Consider the following 17,207-nt stretch of genomic DNA (forward strand, 5'->3'; position numbering starts at 1 on the left):
CGGCCGCTCCTTGTTCAGTGAGGGGCGCGGATGCGCCAGATGCCGAATGGCAGGTGCCAGGGTTCGATGCGCATCCACTGCACCTTGCCGTGCCAGGTCCAGCGGTGGCCGTTCATCAGGTCCTCGCCGTCGAGCGCGGCATCGTCGGGCAGGCCCAGTTCCCACAGCGGCAGCTCGAAGTGCGCCTCCTGCGCGTCGTAGGGGTCGAGGCTGACGGCCACCAGGATGAAGTTGCGCAGATCCTCGGTGCGCTTGCCGAAGTACAGGATGTTGTCGTTCCAGGCGCTGTAGGCGGCGAAGCCCAGGTGGCTGTGCAAGGCCGGGTTGTCGCGGCGGATCTGGTTGAGCCGGGTGATCTCGGCGTTGATGTTGCCGGGGGCCTGGTAATCGCGCGGGCGCAGTTGGTACTTCTCCGAGTCGAGGTATTCCTCCTTGCCCGGCACCGGCGCCGCCTCGCACAGCTCGAAGCCCGAATACATGCCCCACAGCCCCGAGCCCATGGAGGCCAGGGCGGCGCGGATGAGAAAACCCGGGCGCCCGCTACGCTGCAGGAAATAGGGGTTGATGTCCGGCGTGTTGACGAAGAAGTTCGGCCGGTAGCAGTCGCGCCATGGCGGCTGGTTGAGCTGCTCGAAATAGGCCTGCAGCTCGGCCTTGGTATTGCGCCAGGTGAAGTAGGTGTAGCTCTGGCTGAAACCGAGCTTGCCCAGGCGCGCCATCATCGCCGGGCGGGTGAAGGCCTCGGCGAGGAAGATCACCTCCGGGTGGCGTGCGCGCACATCGGCGATCAGCCATTCCCAGAACGGCATCGGCTTGGTGTGCGGGTTGTCGACGCGAAACAGCGTCACGCCCTGCTCCACCCAGCCCAGCACCACGTCGCGCAATGCCAGCCAGAGGTCGGGGATGGCCGCCTCGGCGTAGAAGTCGACGTTGACGATGTCCTCGTACTTCTTCGGCGGGTTCTCGGCATGACGGATGCTCCCGTCCGGGCGCCAACTGAACCAGCCGGGGTGCTCCCTGAGCCAGGGGTGATCCGGCGAGCACTGCACGGCGAAATCCAGCGCCACCTCCAGGCCATGCTCGCGGGCCACGCGCACCAGCGTGCGGAAGTCCTCCAGGCTGCCCAGCTCGGGGTGCACGGCGTCGTGGCCGCCCTCCTCGCTGCCGATGGCGTAGGGGCTGCCGGGGTCGGCCGGCCCGGCGCTCAGGCTGTTGTTCGGCCCCTTGCGATGGCTGCGGCCGATGGGGTGGATGGGCGGAAAATACAGCACGTCGAAGCCCATGGCGGCGATCTCGGGGATGCGCGCCTGCACATCGGCGAAGGTGCCGTGGCGCCCCTCCTCGCCCAGCGAACGGGGAAACAGCTCGTACCAGCCGGCGAATTCGGCCAGGGTGCGCTCCACATCCAGCGGGTAATTGGCCGTGCGTAGCAGATGGGGGCGGTATTCGGCGCGGCGCATCAGCTCGTTGACCGCCGGGTCGATCAGCACCGCCTCGCGCTCGGCCTGCGATTGCGCGGCCTCCATGCGCTCCACCAGCGCGGCCAGCTCGTCGCGCAATGCCTCCGGGGCCTGTGCGGCAATGCGCCGGACCAGGTGCGCGCCCTCCTGCAGTTCCAGCTCCACCGGCACGCCGGCACCGAGTTTCTTCACCAGCTCCTGACGGAAGCTGGCGTAGACGTCCAGCCAGGCCTCGATGGCGAACTCGGCGCGGCCTGGCTGGTCGATGCGCAGCGTGGCGCGCCAGTGGTCGTTGCCCAGCGCCTGCATGGGCACGCGCTGCCAGGAGGCCTGCTCGCCACTGCGCCAGAGGAGATCGGCGGCGAGCTGATCATGGCCATCGGCGAAGATCACCGCACTCACCGGCAGCGCCCGGCCGCACAGGCACTTGGCGGCGAAGCGCCCCGCCTCCAGCACGGGTTGCACGGCCTCGATGGCCAGGCGTGGTTGGGTCAGCGCCTTGGCGAGGGTGTCGTCGATGGAGTGCGGGGGCAGCATGAATCCTGGCTCCTCTGCGCCTGGCAAACGGCGTGTTCGCGCGGTGGAAACGAGCGCCCCGGAAAACCCGGGGCCTGAAATTCCGAGGCGGCGCCGAGGCCTAAAGTTCAGGGATTTTTTGCGGTTCTTGGCATTCTTTGGGGGGAGTGCTTGGTTGGTACCGGACTGGCAAGTTTGTGTGTTGGGTTTCGGGTTGTTGCGGGGGGCTTACATGCCCGTTCTGAATTGCCGCGTTTTTGCTGATGTCTCTGGTTTCGCCCTCCCGGGCGAGTCACTTTGCGGGCAAAGTAACCAAACCCTCCGCCCGATCATCCGGCCCTCGCTGCGCGAGGGTTCGCTCACTCCATCGCCGTTCCAGAGGCCCGCCGCGGTGGGCCATCCATGGCCCATCGCGGCTTTCGCGGCATCCATGCCGCTCAACCTCTTCCACGACGATTGCGTTCGCCCTCCTGGGCGGGCTCTGCACGCGCCTGAACCCGAGGTAACCCAGAAGTAGCACTGAGTGGTTGAACATGAGGTCAGCCGTAGGGCGGATCGGGGCGCCGACCGCTCGTAGCGCCAGCGAACAGTCCGCCGGGCCATGCCGAGTTCGGCACCACAACCTACGTCCCGTACTGCCAACGGCGTACTGCTTCGCGAGTACGCCCTACGCGAATGAAAGTTTTGGTTTAACCGACGGCCACGTCGTGACTTCGCTGTTACCAGAACACGCCGGGCATGCCTTGGAGCGCCGGTTCGCTCAGGTGCGCGAATGGCCCCTTCAGAAGGGTGAGTGGAATCGTTGCGCAGAGGGGCGAGCGGCATGGATGCCGCGAGAGGCTTAAAGGGCCAGGGATGGCCCTTGTAAGCCGACCCTCGGAGCAGCGATGGAGCGAACGAACCCCGGCGCAGCCGGGGCCGGATGGCGGGGCCTGGCCTTTTTGCCTTCTTTTGTGGCGTTTGACAAAAGAAGGTCGCCGGGGGGCGAAATGGGAGACATCAGCTAAACACCGATAAGCAGCTTGAACACCGAAACAACACACAAACTTGCCAGTCCAGTATCAATGCTGATTTTCCCGAGACTCTGCAAAGAACCTTATCTTGCTCAGGAGTTGCCGTTTCTGTGCGGCGAATCCACCCATTGCGGAATCACCCGCAGCACCAGCCACACCAGCAACGTCGCCAACACGGCGATGGCCTCGCTGCCAACCCCGACCGCCACGCCAATGGCCGCCGACGACCACAGCCCGGCAGCGGTGGTCAGGCCCTTGACGTCGGCCAGGCTGTTGCCCTTGAGAATGGTGCCGGCGCAGAGAAAGCCGATGCCGGTGGCCACGCCCTGAATCACCCGACTCATAGCATCGCCGGCGGCGCCTTCCTGCTCCAGCACCATGACGAAGATGGCCGCGCCCAGGCACACCAGCATGTGCGTGCGCACCCCGGCGGCCTTGCCGGTGACCGCACGCTCGTAGCCGAGCAGGCCACCCAGCAGCATGGCCAGCAATAGGCGCAGGCTGGAGCGTAGCAGGTGCTCGACCTGCAGCAGGTCGGCCAGCTCCAGTTTCAGGGTGGCCAGCAGAGTTTCAGCCAGATCCATCGCACGCCCGCCTCAAGTCGTTTTCTTTGTCTGAGCGCCAAGACTGGTGAGGGTTCGCCCGGATTTGCCTGGCCGCTCATCCAGGGCGGGGAACCAATCCGCTGCCCTGCGTTTCTCCTGCTAGGAAATCGGCAATCCGGCCGAAACCGCCTGGAGGAAAGCACCATGCCAAGGGGTAGCAAAGCCAAGTACAGCGACAAGCAGAAACGCAAGGCCGAGCATATCGAGGACAGTTACAAAGCCCGTGGCGTGCCGGAGGACGAAGCCGAAGCGCGTGCCTGGGCCACGGTCAACAAGCAGTCCGGTGGCGGCGACAAGCCCGGCGGATCGGGCCGCAGCACCAGCGGTGCGGAGAAAAAAGCGGCGCGCGAATCCTCTGCGCGCCGTGCGGCAAAATCGCGTCAGGGCGTGCCCCGCCCCGGGCAGAAGCTGGAGGCCATGAGCCGTGACGAACTGATGGAATTGGCGCGCAAGCGTGATCTCTCCGGCCGTTCACGCATGCGCAAGCAGGAACTGCTGGAAGCGCTGCGCAAAATGTAGGCATTCATTCGCGGTCATCGCCATCGCCCTCGACTACCTCGTCGCTCCACGGCTCACCGTCGAGCGGCGCGGAGCGGGCCAGTTCGGCTTCGTCCAGGCCAATGCCCAGGTCCACCTCGGTCTCGTCCACCACGCTGAGTTCCTCGTCCATGGGCCGATCGCCGCCCGGCTCGTGCGGGGAACGAGCGCCGCTGTCATCGATCAGGGTGTCCGGGCTGAGATCATCGAGGCTGACGTTGTCCTCGTGCTCGCTCTGCCCCTGGGTGGCGGCGCCGGTCAGCCCTGCCTGGCGCTCCGCAGTGCGCTCGTCCTGCGCTTGCTGGTCGTCCTGGAAATCCAGTGGTTTGTCATTGCGGTCTTGCATGGCAAATCTCCTGTGCGGGCGGCGGCATACAGCCGCCGCGCGTTAGCTCGACGCCTCGACTCAGGGCGAAATCGGGTCGCTGGCCGGAAAGGTTTCCTCCACGGCATGGTCGAGCTTGGACTCCTGGTGGGGCGCCCTGCTCGCTGCACTCTGCTCGTGCACCTTGGGCAGTGCGGCCCGCATGTCGGCGATGCGCTGGCGCAGGCACTCGATCTCGGCCTTGGGATCGCTGACCATCCCCTTGACCACGCAGTGCCCGGTCAGCCCGCGCTGCACCAGCACGGCACCGCCCAGCGCCTTGAGCACGCCCCCAGCGCCCCCACGGGATACGCCAGCGACTATGGCGGTGAGGCCAGTGGCGAGGGAAACCGCACGCTCCAGACGGTGGACGTTATGAGTGAGTGATGACATGGCATGTTCTCCTGGTCAGTGACGGAGCCGATACAGCCCCTGTGTGTTTTAGAAGCACCACCATCCAGCAAAGGTTCAGACAATCGGGCCAGTGGCCGGATTGCGTTCCAGCCCGCCGGATGGCGCCAGGCTGCTCTGCACCATCAACTCATCGACCAGGCTGCACAACGCCTCGCCATGGCCCAGGCCGGCAGCACGGGCCTGCCGGTAGCTGCGCAACTGCGCTTCGGCACTGCCACCCTGGCGCGCCAGGCGGCGGGCGCGGGCCAGTATCCATTGGTCAGCGGCCGGCACCCGTTCGCCGATCTGCTCCAGCACCCGTTCCAACCAGGCCTGGAATGGCAGGCTGCGGCGGCTGGCCGGCTCGATGAAGTCACCGCGCACACCACGGCGCTTGGCCCGCCAGCGGTTCTCCAGGGTCAGGGTGCGGGTCAGCGGGTCATCCACCCAGGCCGGGTGAGACGTGGCCAACAGGTGCTCGAGCATGGCGCGGAATAGCCCGGCGATGCACAGCGCATCGTCCAGGTCGGGGCAGGCATCGGCGATGCGCAGCTCCAGGGTCGGGTAGCGCAGCGAGGGGCGGATGTTCCACCACAGGTTGGCCGCCGAAGCGATGCAGCCGGTGTCGGTCATCACCTGCAGATACTGCTGGTAGGCATGCTCGTCGCGAAAGTGATCAGGGATGCCCATGCGTGGCCACTCATCGCACACCGCCTGGCGATAGCTCATCAGGCCCGACGCCTGCCCCTGCCAGAAGGGTGATGACGCGCTCAGGCCCAGCAGCAGCGGCAACCAGGGTATGAGCCGGTTCATCAGGCGGATGCGGTCGACGCCCTCGGGCACCCCGACGTGCACGTGCAAGCCCGCCAGCACACTGCGGCTGGCGACCAGGCGGTACTCGTCGAAGATCGTCTGGTAGCGGGTGACTGCCGGCGGCGACGATGCCACAGCCCTGGCGTTGCGCCAGGCGGGCCAGGCAGCGGCGCGCCTGGCTCAGGTACTGGCGCGCTGCGGCGAGGTCGTGCAAAACCGGCGTCACCACCTCGAACTGGGCGGCGAACATCTCCCGGGTGAACCCTGTCCCCAGTGCCTGCCGGCACGTCGCGGCGAAGGTGTCGAGACCATCGCGGGCCACCTTCCTGGTGGCCAGATCCGTGAGGAAGAATTCCTCTTCGATGCCGAAACTGCTGTCTGTCATGGCCTGCTCGCATGGGTGGGTGCAGTGATGGAGCCGCTCCGAGGCTGCCAGGTTCAACCCATCGGACGGAGCGCCCGCAGGCCGAGATTTAGGTGGAATCTTTGTCCGAACCGGCCCCTCCTAGACAGAACATGGCCCTGCCACAGGAGAAACCATCCATGCCGATTGCCAGCCTCGCCACGCCGCTCGCCAAGCTTGCGCGCCCAGTCCCGGAGAGCGGCCCCTGGCAAGCCAGCTACCGCCAGTTGCTCGCGGCACGACCGGGTGCGCCTGCGGCACGGGCCGTTCTCGAAGCGAGCCTGGAGGACGCGGCGCAGTTGCCCTGCGACCTGCCCGAAGTGCCCGCCGAGCTGCCCCAGTGGTCGCGCCTGCACACTGCACAGGTCGGCGCCGAATACGCGGCCTACCTCGCCGAACGCCATGCCGGTGGCCCCCGACGGTACTTCGCCGGGCGCGCTCAGGCTCTGTACTTCCTGCGCGCAGTGGCACCCACCAAGGAGGTCGATGGCGCCTGGCTCTATGGCTGCCTGCCGTACTGGCGCGACCTGCGCCTGCAACCACTGGTGCGCACCTATCTGGAAGAGCTGGGCGACGGCCTGGCCGCGCAGAATCACGTACTGCTGTACCGTCGGCTGCTGGCGGCGCAAGGCTGCGAGCAGCCCAGTGCCCTGGACGACGGGCTCTATCGCCAGGGCGCCATCCAGCTAGCGCTCGGCCTGCAGGCCGAGACCTTCCTGCCGGAGGTGATCGGCTACAACCTCGGCTACGAACAATTGCCGCTGCACCTGCTGATCAGCGCCTACGAGCTCAAGGAGCTGGGCATCGACCCCTATTATTTCCAGCTCCACGTCACCATCGACAACGCCGCCAGCGGCCATGCCGCCAAGGCGGTGCAGAGCGTGCTGGACAACCTGCCGCAGGTGGGCGATGCCGAGGACTTCTACCGCCGCGTGCGCCTCGGCTATCGCCTCAACGATCTGGGCAGCGGTTCGTGCGCGGTGATCGCAGGTTTCGACCTGCAACAGGAGCTGGTGCGCATGCTCGAAGGCAAACGCCCCTTCGCCGCCCAGGCGCACTCGGATCATTGCCGCATCGGCGGGCGCACGGTGAACCAGTGGCTGGCAGCGCCCGAAAGCATCGAGGCCTTTCTCGATGCCCTGCAGCGTCATGGCTGGATCAGGCGCCATCGCGACCCCAGCCATAGCCGCTTCTGGCGCCTGGTGGAGGGTGAAGGGGCAGCCATGTTCGGCGTTTTCACCCCCTATGAGCGGCAGTTGCTGCATGACTGGATCGCTGGCGACCAGGCCCCTACCCTGAGCTTGCGCCGCCCCCCGCACAAGGAGGTGCTGAGCCTTCCGGCGGCCGCTGCCAAAGCCCCCCTGCAGGAGGCCGAACGCCAGGCGCTGAGCGACGAACTCAGGGCACTGCAACCGGACGAACGCGAAGCGCGTCTGATCGAACTGCTGGCCCCGGCCCGCCACCCCAGCGTGGCCGGCCTGGCCGCCACACGGCTGTTCAGCGACCTGCTGCAACAGGCCCGTTGAACCTGGAGAACACCATGCACGAAAGCGGCCTGACCCCGACCTGCGAACGCGACATCGCCCTGCTGCAACTGGGCAGCCTGCTGCGGGCACGCGGTTACCACTTCATCACGCCCACGCCACTGACCCACGAACGGGTCAATGCCCGCGCGGATGCAGCCCTGGCCGGCGATCTGCGCGATGTATTCGGCTGGAACCGGCCCTTCTCGCTGGAACTGCTGGATGAGCCAATCATGACGGCGATGCGTGGCGCCGGGGTGCTGCAACCCTGTGGGGATCTCTGGCGCAGCCGGGTGCGCTGGTCGAGCCTGGATGAACAACTCTACCTGCATGCCGGCTTTCCCACCGAGCAGGCCGATGCGGTGTTCTTCGGCCCCGACACCTACCGTTTCGTGCGCCTGCTCAAGGCGCACCTGGCCCATGAACGGCGGCCCATCCGGCGTATCGCCGACATCGGTTGCGGCAGTGGCGCCGGCGCCATCTGCGCGGCCCTGGCGCGGCCCCAGGGCGAAGTGCTGGCCCTGGACATCAACCCCGAAGCGCTGGCCTTCACCACCGTCAACGCGCGCCTGGCCGGCCTGTTCAACCTGCAGGCCCGGCACAGCGATCTGCTGCGCGACGTGGACGGCCAGTTCGACCTGATCATCGCCAACCCGCCCTACATGCTCGATCCGCTGCGCCGCACCTATCGCCATGGCGGTGGTCGCCATGGCAGTGCGCTGTCGCTGGCGATCTTCGACACCGCCATGGAGCGCCTGGCACCGGGCGGCACCCTGCTGCTGTACAGTGGGGTGGCGATCGTCAAGGGTGAGGATGCGCTGTTCAACGCCATCGCCCTGTCGCTGCGCGACACGGGCTGGGACTGGCAGTACGAAGAGATCGATCCGGACGTGTTCGGCGAGGAGTTGCAGAATCAGGCTTACGCCGAGGTGGAGCGCATCGCCTGCGTGGCCCTGCGTCTTACCTGCCGGCAATGAGCACGAGGCGGGAGCCCAGGGCCCCCGCCTTGGCTCAAGCGGCGCGTTTTTTCGATTCGCTCTCGAGGGTCTTGCGCATGGCCTGCATCTGCTCGCCCAGTTCCTCCAGGCGGCGTTTACCGAGCAGTTTGCTGGCTTGCGGAAACATGTCGCTCTCTTCTTCCTCGATATGGTGTTCGAGCAATTCCTTGAGCACTTTCACCCGCCCAGCGAACTCCAGGGTCGAGGGTGAAGTTTCCTTGATATCGGGCAATACCAAAGAATCCACGGCACGGTGTTCTTCCTTGGCTTCACTGGTCATCACGGTTTCTTCTTTCTTGCCGGCCTCACGGAAAGCCGGATAGAAGATGCGCTCTTCCAGTGCGGTATGAATCTGTAATTCCTGCTCTATCTTCGCCACCAGTTTCTTGCGCGTCTGCACGGCGCGCTCGCTGGTATCCTGCAGTTGTTCGAGCAGTGCCTTTACCGTCTCATGATCCTGCTTCAAAAGATCGATGGCGTTCATGGTCTCTCTCCCTTATCCAGGCTTTTTTCGATCACGGTCTTGCAGCTTTGGGAAATAATGCAAGGCCCGAGAAATCGGGCCTTGCAGACGGCTCAGGAGTCACGGCTGCCGTGACTGTTCTGGCCTCCCTTGCGTCCGGCTTCCGAGGCACGCTGGCGGTCATTGGCGAAGTTGCCTCCGCTGTTCTTGCCACCCTTGCGCCCGGCTTCGGAAGCCTTTTCGCGGTCGTTTGCAAAGTTTCCCGGATTCTTGTTAGCAGCCATGTCATGGCCCTCCTGAGTTTGATATTTCCGTGCAATGGCTTTATTGCCCTTGCAATTATTCAGGCAATCCAGACGGTGAGGTGTTCAGGTTATTTTAAGTGCCGTATATCGGCTCTTTTCGAGGATGGCGATGGAAGAAAATCTGGTTGTTTTTTTGCTGTTCATGCGCAGGAAACTTCATGCTTGATCCCTCACCGATGAACTCGGCGTACTGCTTCGCGAACAGTCCGCTAGTCCATGCCAGGCCCGGCACCCCACACCATGTCCAGTCCAGGAAGCCCCAATAAAAAACGCACGAACATCTGCATGCCCGTGCGTTCTTCACAGCTTCTTGTAGGAATGATCAGCCGTTGACCACACTCCCACCGTTGACATGCAACATCTGCCCGGTGACGTAGGAAGCATCGTTGCTGGCCAGGTAGACGTAGGCCGGCGCCACTTCGGCTGGCTGCCCCGGCCGCCCCAGTGGCGTTTCGGCGCCGAATTCGGCCACCTTGTCGGCACTGAAGGTGGAAGGAATCAGCGGCGTCCAGATCGGCCCCGGGGCCACGCCGTTGACCCGGACTCCACGTGACGCCAGATTGATCGACAGCGAGCGGGTGAACGAGTTGATCGCCCCCTTGGTCGAGGAGTAGTCGATCAGCATCGGGTTGCCCTTGTAGGCGGTGACCGAGCTGGTGTTGATGATGCTGGCGCCGCTGTGCAGGTGCGGCAGCGCCGCGCGAGTCAGCTGGAACATGGCGAAGATGTTGGTGCGGAAGGTCTTTTGCCACTGCTCCTCGTCCATCTCCGACAGATCCTTGCGCGGGTGCTGCTCACCGGCATTGTTGATGAGAATGTCCAGGCGCCCCCATTTGCCGATCACCGCGTCGATCACGCACTGACAGAAGCGCGCATCGCCGACGTCACCGGCCAGGGCCAGGGCCTCGCCGCCGTGACGCTTGACCTCGTCCACGGTCTTCTGCGCATCCTCGTCTTCGTTCAGGTAGACCAGCGCCAACTTGGCGCCTTCCAGGGCGTAGTGGACGGCCACGGCACGGCCGATGCCACTGTCGCCGCCAGTGATGATCGCCACCTTGTCGATCAGCTTGCCGGCAGGACGATAGGCTTCGTCGAGGTAGATCGGCTCGGGCTGCATGGCATGCTCGAGGCCGGGCTGACGTTGCTGATGCTGGGGCGGCAATGTCTTGTCGTTCATACGGGGCTCCTTGGTTCAGACAGCCTGCAAGCGTGGGCTCACGGCTGCCGGGTGGGTCTTGTGACGGTGCTCGAAACAGAAGTTGGTGGCCTGCACGTAGCCTTCGGCCGAACCGCAGTCGAAGCGCTGGCCCTTGAACTTGTAGGCCAGCACGCAGCCCTGTTCGGCCTGTTTCATCAGGGCATCGGTGATCTGGATCTCGCCGCTCTTGCCCGGCTCGGTCTGCTCGATCAGGTCGAAGATGTCCGGGGTGAGGATATAGCGACCGATGATCGCCAGGTTCGACGGGGCATCCTCGGGTTTGGGTTTTTCCACCATGCGCTCGATGCGGAAGATGTCCTCGCGCAACGCCTCGCCGGCGATCACGCCGTAGCGCGACACCTCCTCCATCGGCACCTCCTGGATGGCGACGATGGAACAGCGGAACTGCTCGTAGAGCCTGACCATCTGCGTCAGCACGCCATCGCCGTCGACGTTCAGGCACAGGTCATCGGCCAGCACCACGGCGAAGGCCTCGTCACCGATCAGCGGGCGGCCGGTGAGGATGGCGTGGCCGAGGCCCTTCATCTCCACCTGGCGGGTGTAGGAAAAGGTGCAGGAATCGATCAGGTGGCGAATGCCGTTGAGGGATTTTTCCTTGCTGGTGTTGGAGATCTCGTGCTCAAGCTCGTAGCTGATGTCGAAGTGATCCTCCAGTGAACGTTTGCCCCGGCCGGTGACGATGGCGATCTGGTTGAGCCCGGCCTCCAGTGCTTCCTCGACGCCGTACTGGATCAGCGGCGTATCCACCACCGGCAGCATTTCCTTGGGCATCGACTTGGTCGCAGGCAGGAAGCGGGTACCGTAACCAGCGGCGGGAAACAGACATTTCTTGATCATGGGGCACCAATGTTCTGAGGGTGGGTACTAGGAAAGGACTCATCTGAGCGCTCCCCGGTTCAAGAATTTTTCGTCCACACCCGCTCAGTGATAGCCCTGCTCGGGCGTCACCGTGCCGCGGAACAGGTGGTAGCTTCAGATGGAAGGAAATGCTGAAGGCGAACCGAATACGTGCCAGCCCCACGGCATGCAGCGAAGGGCATCAGACTCGCTTGTCGAATGTCGCGCGAATCGCTGGAAGGAAGGAGGCCCACCAGGAGCCTCCTCGGGGTGTGGCAAGACTCAACTACGACCGCCGTGGCTGTTCTGCCCGCCTTTGCGGCCAGCCTCGGAAGCCTTCTCGCGGTCATTGGCGAAGTTGCCGCCGCTGTTGTGTCCGCCTTTCTTGCCGGCCTCGGAGGCCTTCTCGCGGTCGTTGGCGAAGTTGCCAGGGTTCTTGTTGGTGGTCATATCGGTATCTCCTCAGTGACAGGGCACCAATGCCCTTGCACTGTTTTGGAGAAAGCCCCTGCGGCGGATGTTCAGCTTTTTTCTGCGCTGTACCGCGACACCGCGGACGAGCGGTTGTCTGCGCCTCAGTCTGCCTGCGGGATGATGGAGATCTTGCCGTTACGCTCGATGATCGCGTAGCGAATCTGCTCCAGGCGCTCCAGCCCGTTCTCGCGGGCCGACTCCATGACGTCATCGAGCGTCATGCGCGCTTTGTCCAGGCGCCATTGCAGCGGCACGCCATCCTCGACCACCACGGTCGGCGTGCCGTCGAGCAACTGCGCCAGCCGTTCGCTGCGGCGCTTGAGCAGCGAGGCGCCGACATCCAACACGATCAGGGTGACAATCACCAGCACCGCGTTGGTAACGGAAAAGTCCTCGCCCAACAGGGCCTGCTGGGTCGCCTCGCCCATGATCAACAGCAGCACGAAGTCGAAGGTGGAAAGCTGCGCCAGCGAACGCCGGCCAGCCAGTTTGAACAGGATCAGCAGCGCCAGATAGATGGCGCCCGCACGTAGCACGGCATCCATGGGAGTCTCCTCAGGGGTAGATGAACTGGCTGATCTCGACCCGCTGGCCAGCCGCTTGCAGGTGCGAACGATAGGCGCCGACACCGTCGGCCTTGAGCTGGATGCTGACCTCGGTGATGGCCGCGCCCTTGCCGAAGTGCAGGGTCAGCCCGCCCTGGCCGTCGCTGACGCTGCTGGCCGGCTGCGGCTGGATCGATTCGATGGAGAAGCCCTGCAGCAGCTCGCCGCCCAGCTCCAGGACAGCCGCGCGCGGCAACCTCACCAGCAGCAATGACGAAGCGCCGTTGCGCATGAAGCGCTGATAGTGCACCTGCAGCTCACCCCGGGGGCTGGCAAGACGAGCATCGCTCAGCGGCCCCTTGGAGAACAGACCGGCCAACGCCAGCGCAACCAGCAGAAGCAGGCCATACCAACCCACGCGCTCGATCTGCCAACCACGAATCTGCAGCGGCATGTTTTCGCGTACCGGCACACGGCGGCTGTTGCGTTCGGACTGGTGCATGGGCAGTTCCTCCTGCCTGTTGTGACCGCTTGGCGCAGCAAAGGTCAGGAAAGAATCACGCTTCCGTCCGTCGGTTTGGGCGACCCTAGTTCAACCATGCCAGTCCCTTTACAGGTGCACCTGCAACGCAGGTGAACACCGAAACGCTGCACACGAGGAGATGGGATGAAACGCAAGACCTGCCGGACACCTGCCCGGGATAGCCAGAACCAGGCACCGATGGCGCAAAGACGCCTGCAGAGGTTTGGATGAAACCGGATGATCCATCGCTGACGCTGCTCTTCGGCAGCCCCAGGGAGCGGCTCGACTTCTATCGCCGGGAGATCCAGTACGAAACCAGCCTGCTGGCCGGGCGTACCAACGCCTATCTGTCGGCGCAGTCCTTCCTGGTGATCGCCTACGCCACCTCGATGGCCAACAGCAATGACGTCTGGGGCGAGCTCTTCACCCTGGTCTTCCCGACCCTGCTGGCGCTGCTGGGGGTGGTCAGTTCGCTGCATGCCTGGCCAGGCATCAAGGCGTCGGCGGCGATCATCGGGCATTGGCATTACAAGCAGGAACAACTGCTGCGCGGCGACCCTGGCTTCGGCCATGCCTACGATGACTTCCCGCTGTTCAGCGAGCAGGAGTCGAGCCTGGATAGCGGCTACAAGTCGCTGCTCTTTTCCTTGCGCTCACCCTGGCTGTTCATCGTGTTCTGGGCCGGTGTGGGCGCCTTCACGCTCTGGCTGCAACTGCAGCCGGATCAGTCCTCAGGGCTTATCGAGAAGATGGAAACGTGGCAGCGCCAGGTGCCAATGGATAGCGGCCAGGCGCGCCAGCAGCACCACCAGCATGGCGGCAGCGGTATCCAGCCAGTGCGGGGTGCCGAGCATGCGCAGGCCGATGAAGGTCAGCGCACCGGCGATGCAGGCCGTGGCGTAGATTTCCTTCTGGAAGATCAGCGGTATCTCGTTGCACAGCACGTCGCGGATCACCCCGCCGACCACGCCGGTCATCACCCCCATGATCACCGCCGTGCTGATCGGCGTGTCGTTCTGCAAGGCCAGCTCGGTACCGTACACGGTGAACACGGCCAGGCCGAAGGCATCGGCGATCAGCAGGCCCTTCTCGTGGATCGGCCGGGTCATGCGCACCCAGGCCACGGTACCCAGCGCCGCCAGTGAGGCCACCAGGATGTAGGTGTCGTCGCGAATCCAGCTGACCGGGTGATTGTCCAGGATCAGGTCGCGCAGGGTGCCGCCACCCAGGGCCGTGACGATAGCCATGACCAATACCCCGAACAGATCCATGGCTTTGCGCCCGGCCATCAGGGCGCCGGTGATGGCGAACACGGCCACGCCGAACAGGTCGGCGAAATAGAACAGTTGCTGCATGATGGATGCTTACCTGACCGCCGTGCGCAAGGTGACGAATTCCTCGGCGGCGCTGGGGTGCACGCCGATGGTCTCGTCGAAGATCTGCTTGGTGGCGCCGGCCTTCAGCGCGATGGCCAGGCCCTGGATGATCTCGCCGGCCTCCGGGCCGACCATGTGGCAGCCCAGCACTCGATCGCTGTCGGCATCCACCACCAGCTTCATCAGGATGCGCTCCTGGCACTCGGTCAAGGTCAGCTTCATCGGCCGGAAGCGGCTCTCGAAGATCTTCACCTTGTGCCCGGCTTCGATCGCCTGTTCCTCGCTCAGGCCCACGGTGCCGATGTTCGGCAGGCTGAACACCGCCGTGGGGATCATCTGGTAGTCCACCGGGCGATACTCCTCGGGTTTGAACAGCCGCCGCGCCACTGCCATGCCTTCGGCCAGGGCCACGGGCGTCAGTTGCACGCGGCCGATCACATCGCCGATGGCCAGGATCGACGGCGTGCTGCTCTGGTAAAGGTCGTCCACCTCGATGAAACCGCGCTCGTCGAGCTTGACCTCGACGTTCTCCAGGCCCAGGTTGTCGAGCATCGGCCGCCGCCCGGTGGCGTAGAACACGCAATCGGCGAGCAGCACGCGGCCATCCTTGAGGGTGGCCGCGAGCGAGCCGTCAGCCTGGCGCTCGATACGGGCGATGTCGGCGTTGAACTGCAGGTCGACGCCCTTCTTGCTCAGCTCGTCGCGCAGGTGCTCGCGCACGGCGCCGTCAAAGCCACGCAGGAACAGGTCACCGCGATAGAGCAGGCTGGTCTGCGCGCCCAGGCCGTTGAAGATCGAGGCGAATTCCACGGCGATGTAACCGCCGCCGACCACCAGCACCCGCTTGGGCAAGCTGGGCAGGAAGAAGGCCTCGTTGGAGCTGATGGCCAGCTCGCGGCCGGGAATATCGGGGATCTGCGGCCAGCCGCCGGTGGCGATGAGAATGCGCTCGCAACGGTGCCGCTGGCCATTGACCTCGACGGTGTGGGCGTCGACGATTCGCGCATGGCCCTCGAACAAAGTCACGCCGCTGTTGGTCAACAGATTGCGATAGATGCCATTGAGGCGCTGGATTTCATGGTTCTTGTTGCTGATCAGGGTCGTCCAGTCGAAGTTCGCTTCGCCCAGCGACCAGCCGAAGGCACTGGCCTGCTCGATGTCCTCGGCGTAATGCGCGCCGTAGACCAGCAGTTTCTTCGGCACGCAGCCGACGTTGACGCAGGTGCCGCCCAGGTAGCGGCTTTCGGCGACCGCGACACGCGCACCATAGCCCGCCGCGAAGCGCGCGGCACGCACACCGCCGGAACCGGCGCCGATCACGAAAAGGTCGAAGTCGTAACTCATGAGGTATCTCCTTGGCAGACCAGGAGCATACCGCAAAGCCCCACGCCAGGGGCTGTCATAGCCACGGGAGGAGAACAGTGATGCGCCCTACCCTGACCCACCTTGCCCTGCACGTTCCGGATCTGGATGCCTGCATAGCCTTCTATCAGCGCTTCTGCGGCATGCAGGTCGTCCACCAGCGCCCCGGTGACAGCCAGCGCATCGTCTGGCTGGCCGAGCCCGGCAAGGAACACCAGTTCATCATCGTCATCATTCCCGGTGGTCAGCAGCGCAACCTGGCGGAGGATGACTACAGCCATTTCGGCTTCGCCCTGGCCAGCCGCGCCGAGGTCGACCGTGTCGCGGCGATGGCCGAGGAACAGGGTTGCCTGATCTGGCCGCCGCGCGAGGAGCCCTACCCGGTCGGCTATTACTGCGGCCTGCGCGACCCGGCCGGCAATTACGTGGAGTTCAGCTACGGCCAGCCATTAGGGCCTGGCTCCGAAGAGATGCCCATCCCCTGAAATGCAAAACGCCACCCGAGGGTGGCGTTTCGTCGACCTGAGGGCGTATCAGAACGCCTTGCCGGTCTTGTACAGGTGCTCGAAGCAGAAGTTGGTGGCGTCGATGTAACCTTCGGCGCTACCGCAATCGAAACGCTGGCCCTTGAATTTATACGCCATCACGCAGCCTTGCTGGGCCTGGCGCATCAGGGCGTCGGTGATCTGGATTTCGCCACCCTTGCCCGGCGGGGTGCTGCGAATCAGGTCGAAGATATCCGGGGTGAGAATATAGCGGCCGATGATCGCCAGGTTCGACGGCGCGTCTTCGGGCTTGGGTTTTTCCACCATGTTGCTGACGCGGTAGATATCGTCGCGGATCATCTCGCCGTCGATCACGCCGTACTTGTAGGTTTCGTCCTTGGGTACTTCCTGAATCGCGACGATGGAGCAACGGAACTGGTTGTACAGCTTGACCATCTGCGCCAGCACGCTGTCACCTTCGAGGTTCAGGCACAGGTCATCGGCCAGTACCACGGCGAACGGCTCGTCACCGATCAGCGGCTGGCCACAGAGGATGGCGTGGCCCAGGCCCTTCATCTCGACCTGACGGGTGTAGGAGAAGCTGCACTCGTCGATCAGACGACGGATGCCGACCAGGTACTTCTCCTTGTCGGTGCCCTTGATCTGGTGCTCCAGTTCGTAGCTCACGTCGAAATGGTCTTCCAGCGCGCGTTTGCCGCGCCCGGTGACGATGGAGATCTGGTCGAGACCGGCCTCGAGCGCCTCTTCAACCCCGTACTGGATCAGTGGCTTGTTCACCACCGGCAACATTTCCTTGGGCATTGCCTTGGTCGCAGGCAGGAAGCGGGTGCCGTAACCGGCAGCGGGGAACAGGCATTTCTTGATCATGGGACTCCCAATGGGGATGAGTGGATTGCGCGCTGTAGACCTTGCTCACGAATGATCGGGCCCGCAACGGCGGGCCTGGATCCTGGATCGTGAACGGCCCTTAGT

General features: G+C 64.4%; 18 protein-coding genes and 3 pseudogenes. 5 read left to right on the plus strand and 16 right to left on the minus strand.

Features of this window, described 5'->3' with window-relative positions; genetic code table 11:
* Positions 1-14: 14 nt before the first annotated feature.
* Positions 15-1,997: an alpha-1,4-glucan--maltose-1-phosphate maltosyltransferase gene (locus tag PVE35_RS11695; protein ID WP_277374727.1), complete on the minus strand. Its 1,983-nt coding sequence runs from the start codon at positions 1,995-1,997 to the stop codon at positions 15-17.
* A gap of 1,084 nt (positions 1,998-3,081) precedes the next feature.
* Entirely contained in the window at positions 3,082-3,573 is a 492-nt protein-coding gene (locus PVE35_RS11700) for an MgtC/SapB family protein (RefSeq protein ID WP_277374728.1), read from the minus strand.
* Positions 3,574-3,738: 165 nt separating this feature from the next.
* Between PVE35_RS11700 and PVE35_RS11705 the strand changes: the two genes are divergently transcribed.
* Positions 3,739-4,113, plus strand: coding sequence for a Rho termination factor N-terminal domain-containing protein (locus PVE35_RS11705; protein ID WP_268183986.1), 375 nt, complete (start codon positions 3,739-3,741; stop codon positions 4,111-4,113).
* 4 nt (positions 4,114-4,117) lie between these two features.
* On the opposite strand, the gene PVE35_RS11710 is transcribed toward PVE35_RS11705, so the two are convergent.
* The 4 genes and pseudogenes from PVE35_RS11710 to PVE35_RS11725 all read right to left on the minus strand — a co-directional run.
* On the minus strand, positions 4,118-4,477 hold the full coding sequence (locus tag PVE35_RS11710) for a hypothetical protein (RefSeq protein ID WP_268183985.1): 360 nt from the start codon (positions 4,475-4,477) through the stop codon (positions 4,118-4,120).
* Positions 4,478-4,537: 60 nt separating this feature from the next.
* Positions 4,538-4,888, minus strand: coding sequence for a DUF2892 domain-containing protein (locus PVE35_RS11715; RefSeq protein ID WP_268183984.1), 351 nt, complete (start codon positions 4,886-4,888; stop codon positions 4,538-4,540).
* Between the two features lie 75 nt (positions 4,889-4,963).
* A complete protein-coding gene (locus PVE35_RS11720; protein WP_277374729.1) occupies positions 4,964-5,836 on the minus strand; it encodes a YbdK family carboxylate-amine ligase in 873 nt (290 codons plus the stop codon).
* A pseudogene (locus tag PVE35_RS11725) lies at positions 5,829-6,086 on the minus strand (glutamate-cysteine ligase family protein); the annotation flags it as partial. The gene PVE35_RS11720 and the pseudogene PVE35_RS11725, both read right to left, overlap by 8 nt.
* Before the next feature lie 158 nt (positions 6,087-6,244).
* Between PVE35_RS11725 and PVE35_RS11730 the strand changes: the two are divergent.
* A complete protein-coding gene (locus PVE35_RS11730) occupies positions 6,245-7,630 on the plus strand; it encodes an iron-containing redox enzyme family protein (protein WP_268183981.1) in 1,386 nt (461 codons plus the stop codon).
* 14 nt (positions 7,631-7,644) lie between these two features.
* The gene (locus tag PVE35_RS11735; protein WP_277374730.1) at positions 7,645-8,604 is read left to right on the plus strand and encodes a class I SAM-dependent methyltransferase; all 960 of its coding nucleotides are present in this window, start codon (positions 7,645-7,647) and stop codon (positions 8,602-8,604) included.
* Between the two features lie 34 nt (positions 8,605-8,638).
* Here the strand turns inward: PVE35_RS11735 and PVE35_RS11740 are convergent, their stop codons facing one another.
* From PVE35_RS11740 to PVE35_RS11770, 7 genes and pseudogenes are all read right to left on the minus strand, one after another.
* Positions 8,639-9,109: a hemerythrin domain-containing protein gene (locus PVE35_RS11740; protein ID WP_268183979.1), complete on the minus strand. Its 471-nt coding sequence runs from the start codon at positions 9,107-9,109 to the stop codon at positions 8,639-8,641.
* Positions 9,110-9,201: 92 nt separating this feature from the next.
* On the minus strand, positions 9,202-9,372 hold the full coding sequence (locus PVE35_RS11745; protein WP_268183978.1) for a general stress protein: 171 nt from the start codon (positions 9,370-9,372) through the stop codon (positions 9,202-9,204).
* Positions 9,373-9,715: 343 nt separating this feature from the next.
* Positions 9,716-10,570, minus strand: coding sequence for an SDR family oxidoreductase (locus PVE35_RS11750; RefSeq protein WP_277374731.1), 855 nt, complete (start codon positions 10,568-10,570; stop codon positions 9,716-9,718).
* A gap of 15 nt (positions 10,571-10,585) precedes the next feature.
* Entirely contained in the window at positions 10,586-11,449 is an 864-nt protein-coding gene (galU, locus tag PVE35_RS11755; protein ID WP_268183975.1) for a UTP--glucose-1-phosphate uridylyltransferase GalU, read from the minus strand.
* 282 nt (positions 11,450-11,731) lie between these two features.
* A pseudogene (locus PVE35_RS11760) lies at positions 11,732-11,887 on the minus strand (general stress protein); the annotation flags it as partial.
* Positions 11,888-12,024: 137 nt separating this feature from the next.
* Complete coding sequence (locus PVE35_RS11765; RefSeq protein WP_268183974.1) at positions 12,025-12,468, minus strand: YetF domain-containing protein; 444 nt, start codon at positions 12,466-12,468, stop codon at positions 12,025-12,027.
* Positions 12,469-12,478: 10 nt separating this feature from the next.
* Positions 12,479-12,970 (minus strand): hypothetical protein, encoded by a 492-nt coding sequence (locus tag PVE35_RS11770; RefSeq protein ID WP_277374732.1) that lies wholly within the window; start codon positions 12,968-12,970, stop codon positions 12,479-12,481.
* A 248-nt stretch (positions 12,971-13,218) separates the two neighbouring features.
* On the opposite strand from PVE35_RS11770, the pseudogene PVE35_RS11775 reads away from it, so the two are divergent.
* Positions 13,219-13,707: pseudogene (locus PVE35_RS11775) on the plus strand (hypothetical protein); the annotation flags it as partial.
* A 15-nt stretch (positions 13,708-13,722) separates the two neighbouring features.
* On the opposite strand, the gene PVE35_RS11780 reads toward PVE35_RS11775, so the two are convergent.
* Entirely contained in the window at positions 13,723-14,346 is a 624-nt protein-coding gene (locus PVE35_RS11780; RefSeq protein ID WP_268183972.1) for a trimeric intracellular cation channel family protein, read from the minus strand.
* A 9-nt stretch (positions 14,347-14,355) separates the two neighbouring features.
* Entirely contained in the window at positions 14,356-15,711 is a 1,356-nt protein-coding gene (gorA, locus tag PVE35_RS11785) for a glutathione-disulfide reductase (protein WP_277374733.1), read from the minus strand.
* 80 nt (positions 15,712-15,791) lie between these two features.
* Here gorA and PVE35_RS11790 point away from each other — a divergent pair, with 80 nt between their 5' ends.
* A complete protein-coding gene (locus PVE35_RS11790; protein ID WP_268183968.1) occupies positions 15,792-16,214 on the plus strand; it encodes a VOC family protein in 423 nt (140 codons plus the stop codon).
* A gap of 48 nt (positions 16,215-16,262) precedes the next feature.
* Here the strand turns inward: PVE35_RS11790 and galU (PVE35_RS11795) are convergent, their stop codons facing one another.
* Entirely contained in the window at positions 16,263-17,102 is an 840-nt protein-coding gene (galU, locus tag PVE35_RS11795) for a UTP--glucose-1-phosphate uridylyltransferase GalU (protein ID WP_268183966.1), read from the minus strand.
* Positions 17,103-17,207 lie beyond the last annotated feature (105 nt).

This window comes from Pseudomonas sp. AA-38, from assembly GCF_029457475.1.
Classification (GTDB): domain Bacteria; phylum Pseudomonadota; class Gammaproteobacteria; order Pseudomonadales; family Pseudomonadaceae; genus Aquipseudomonas.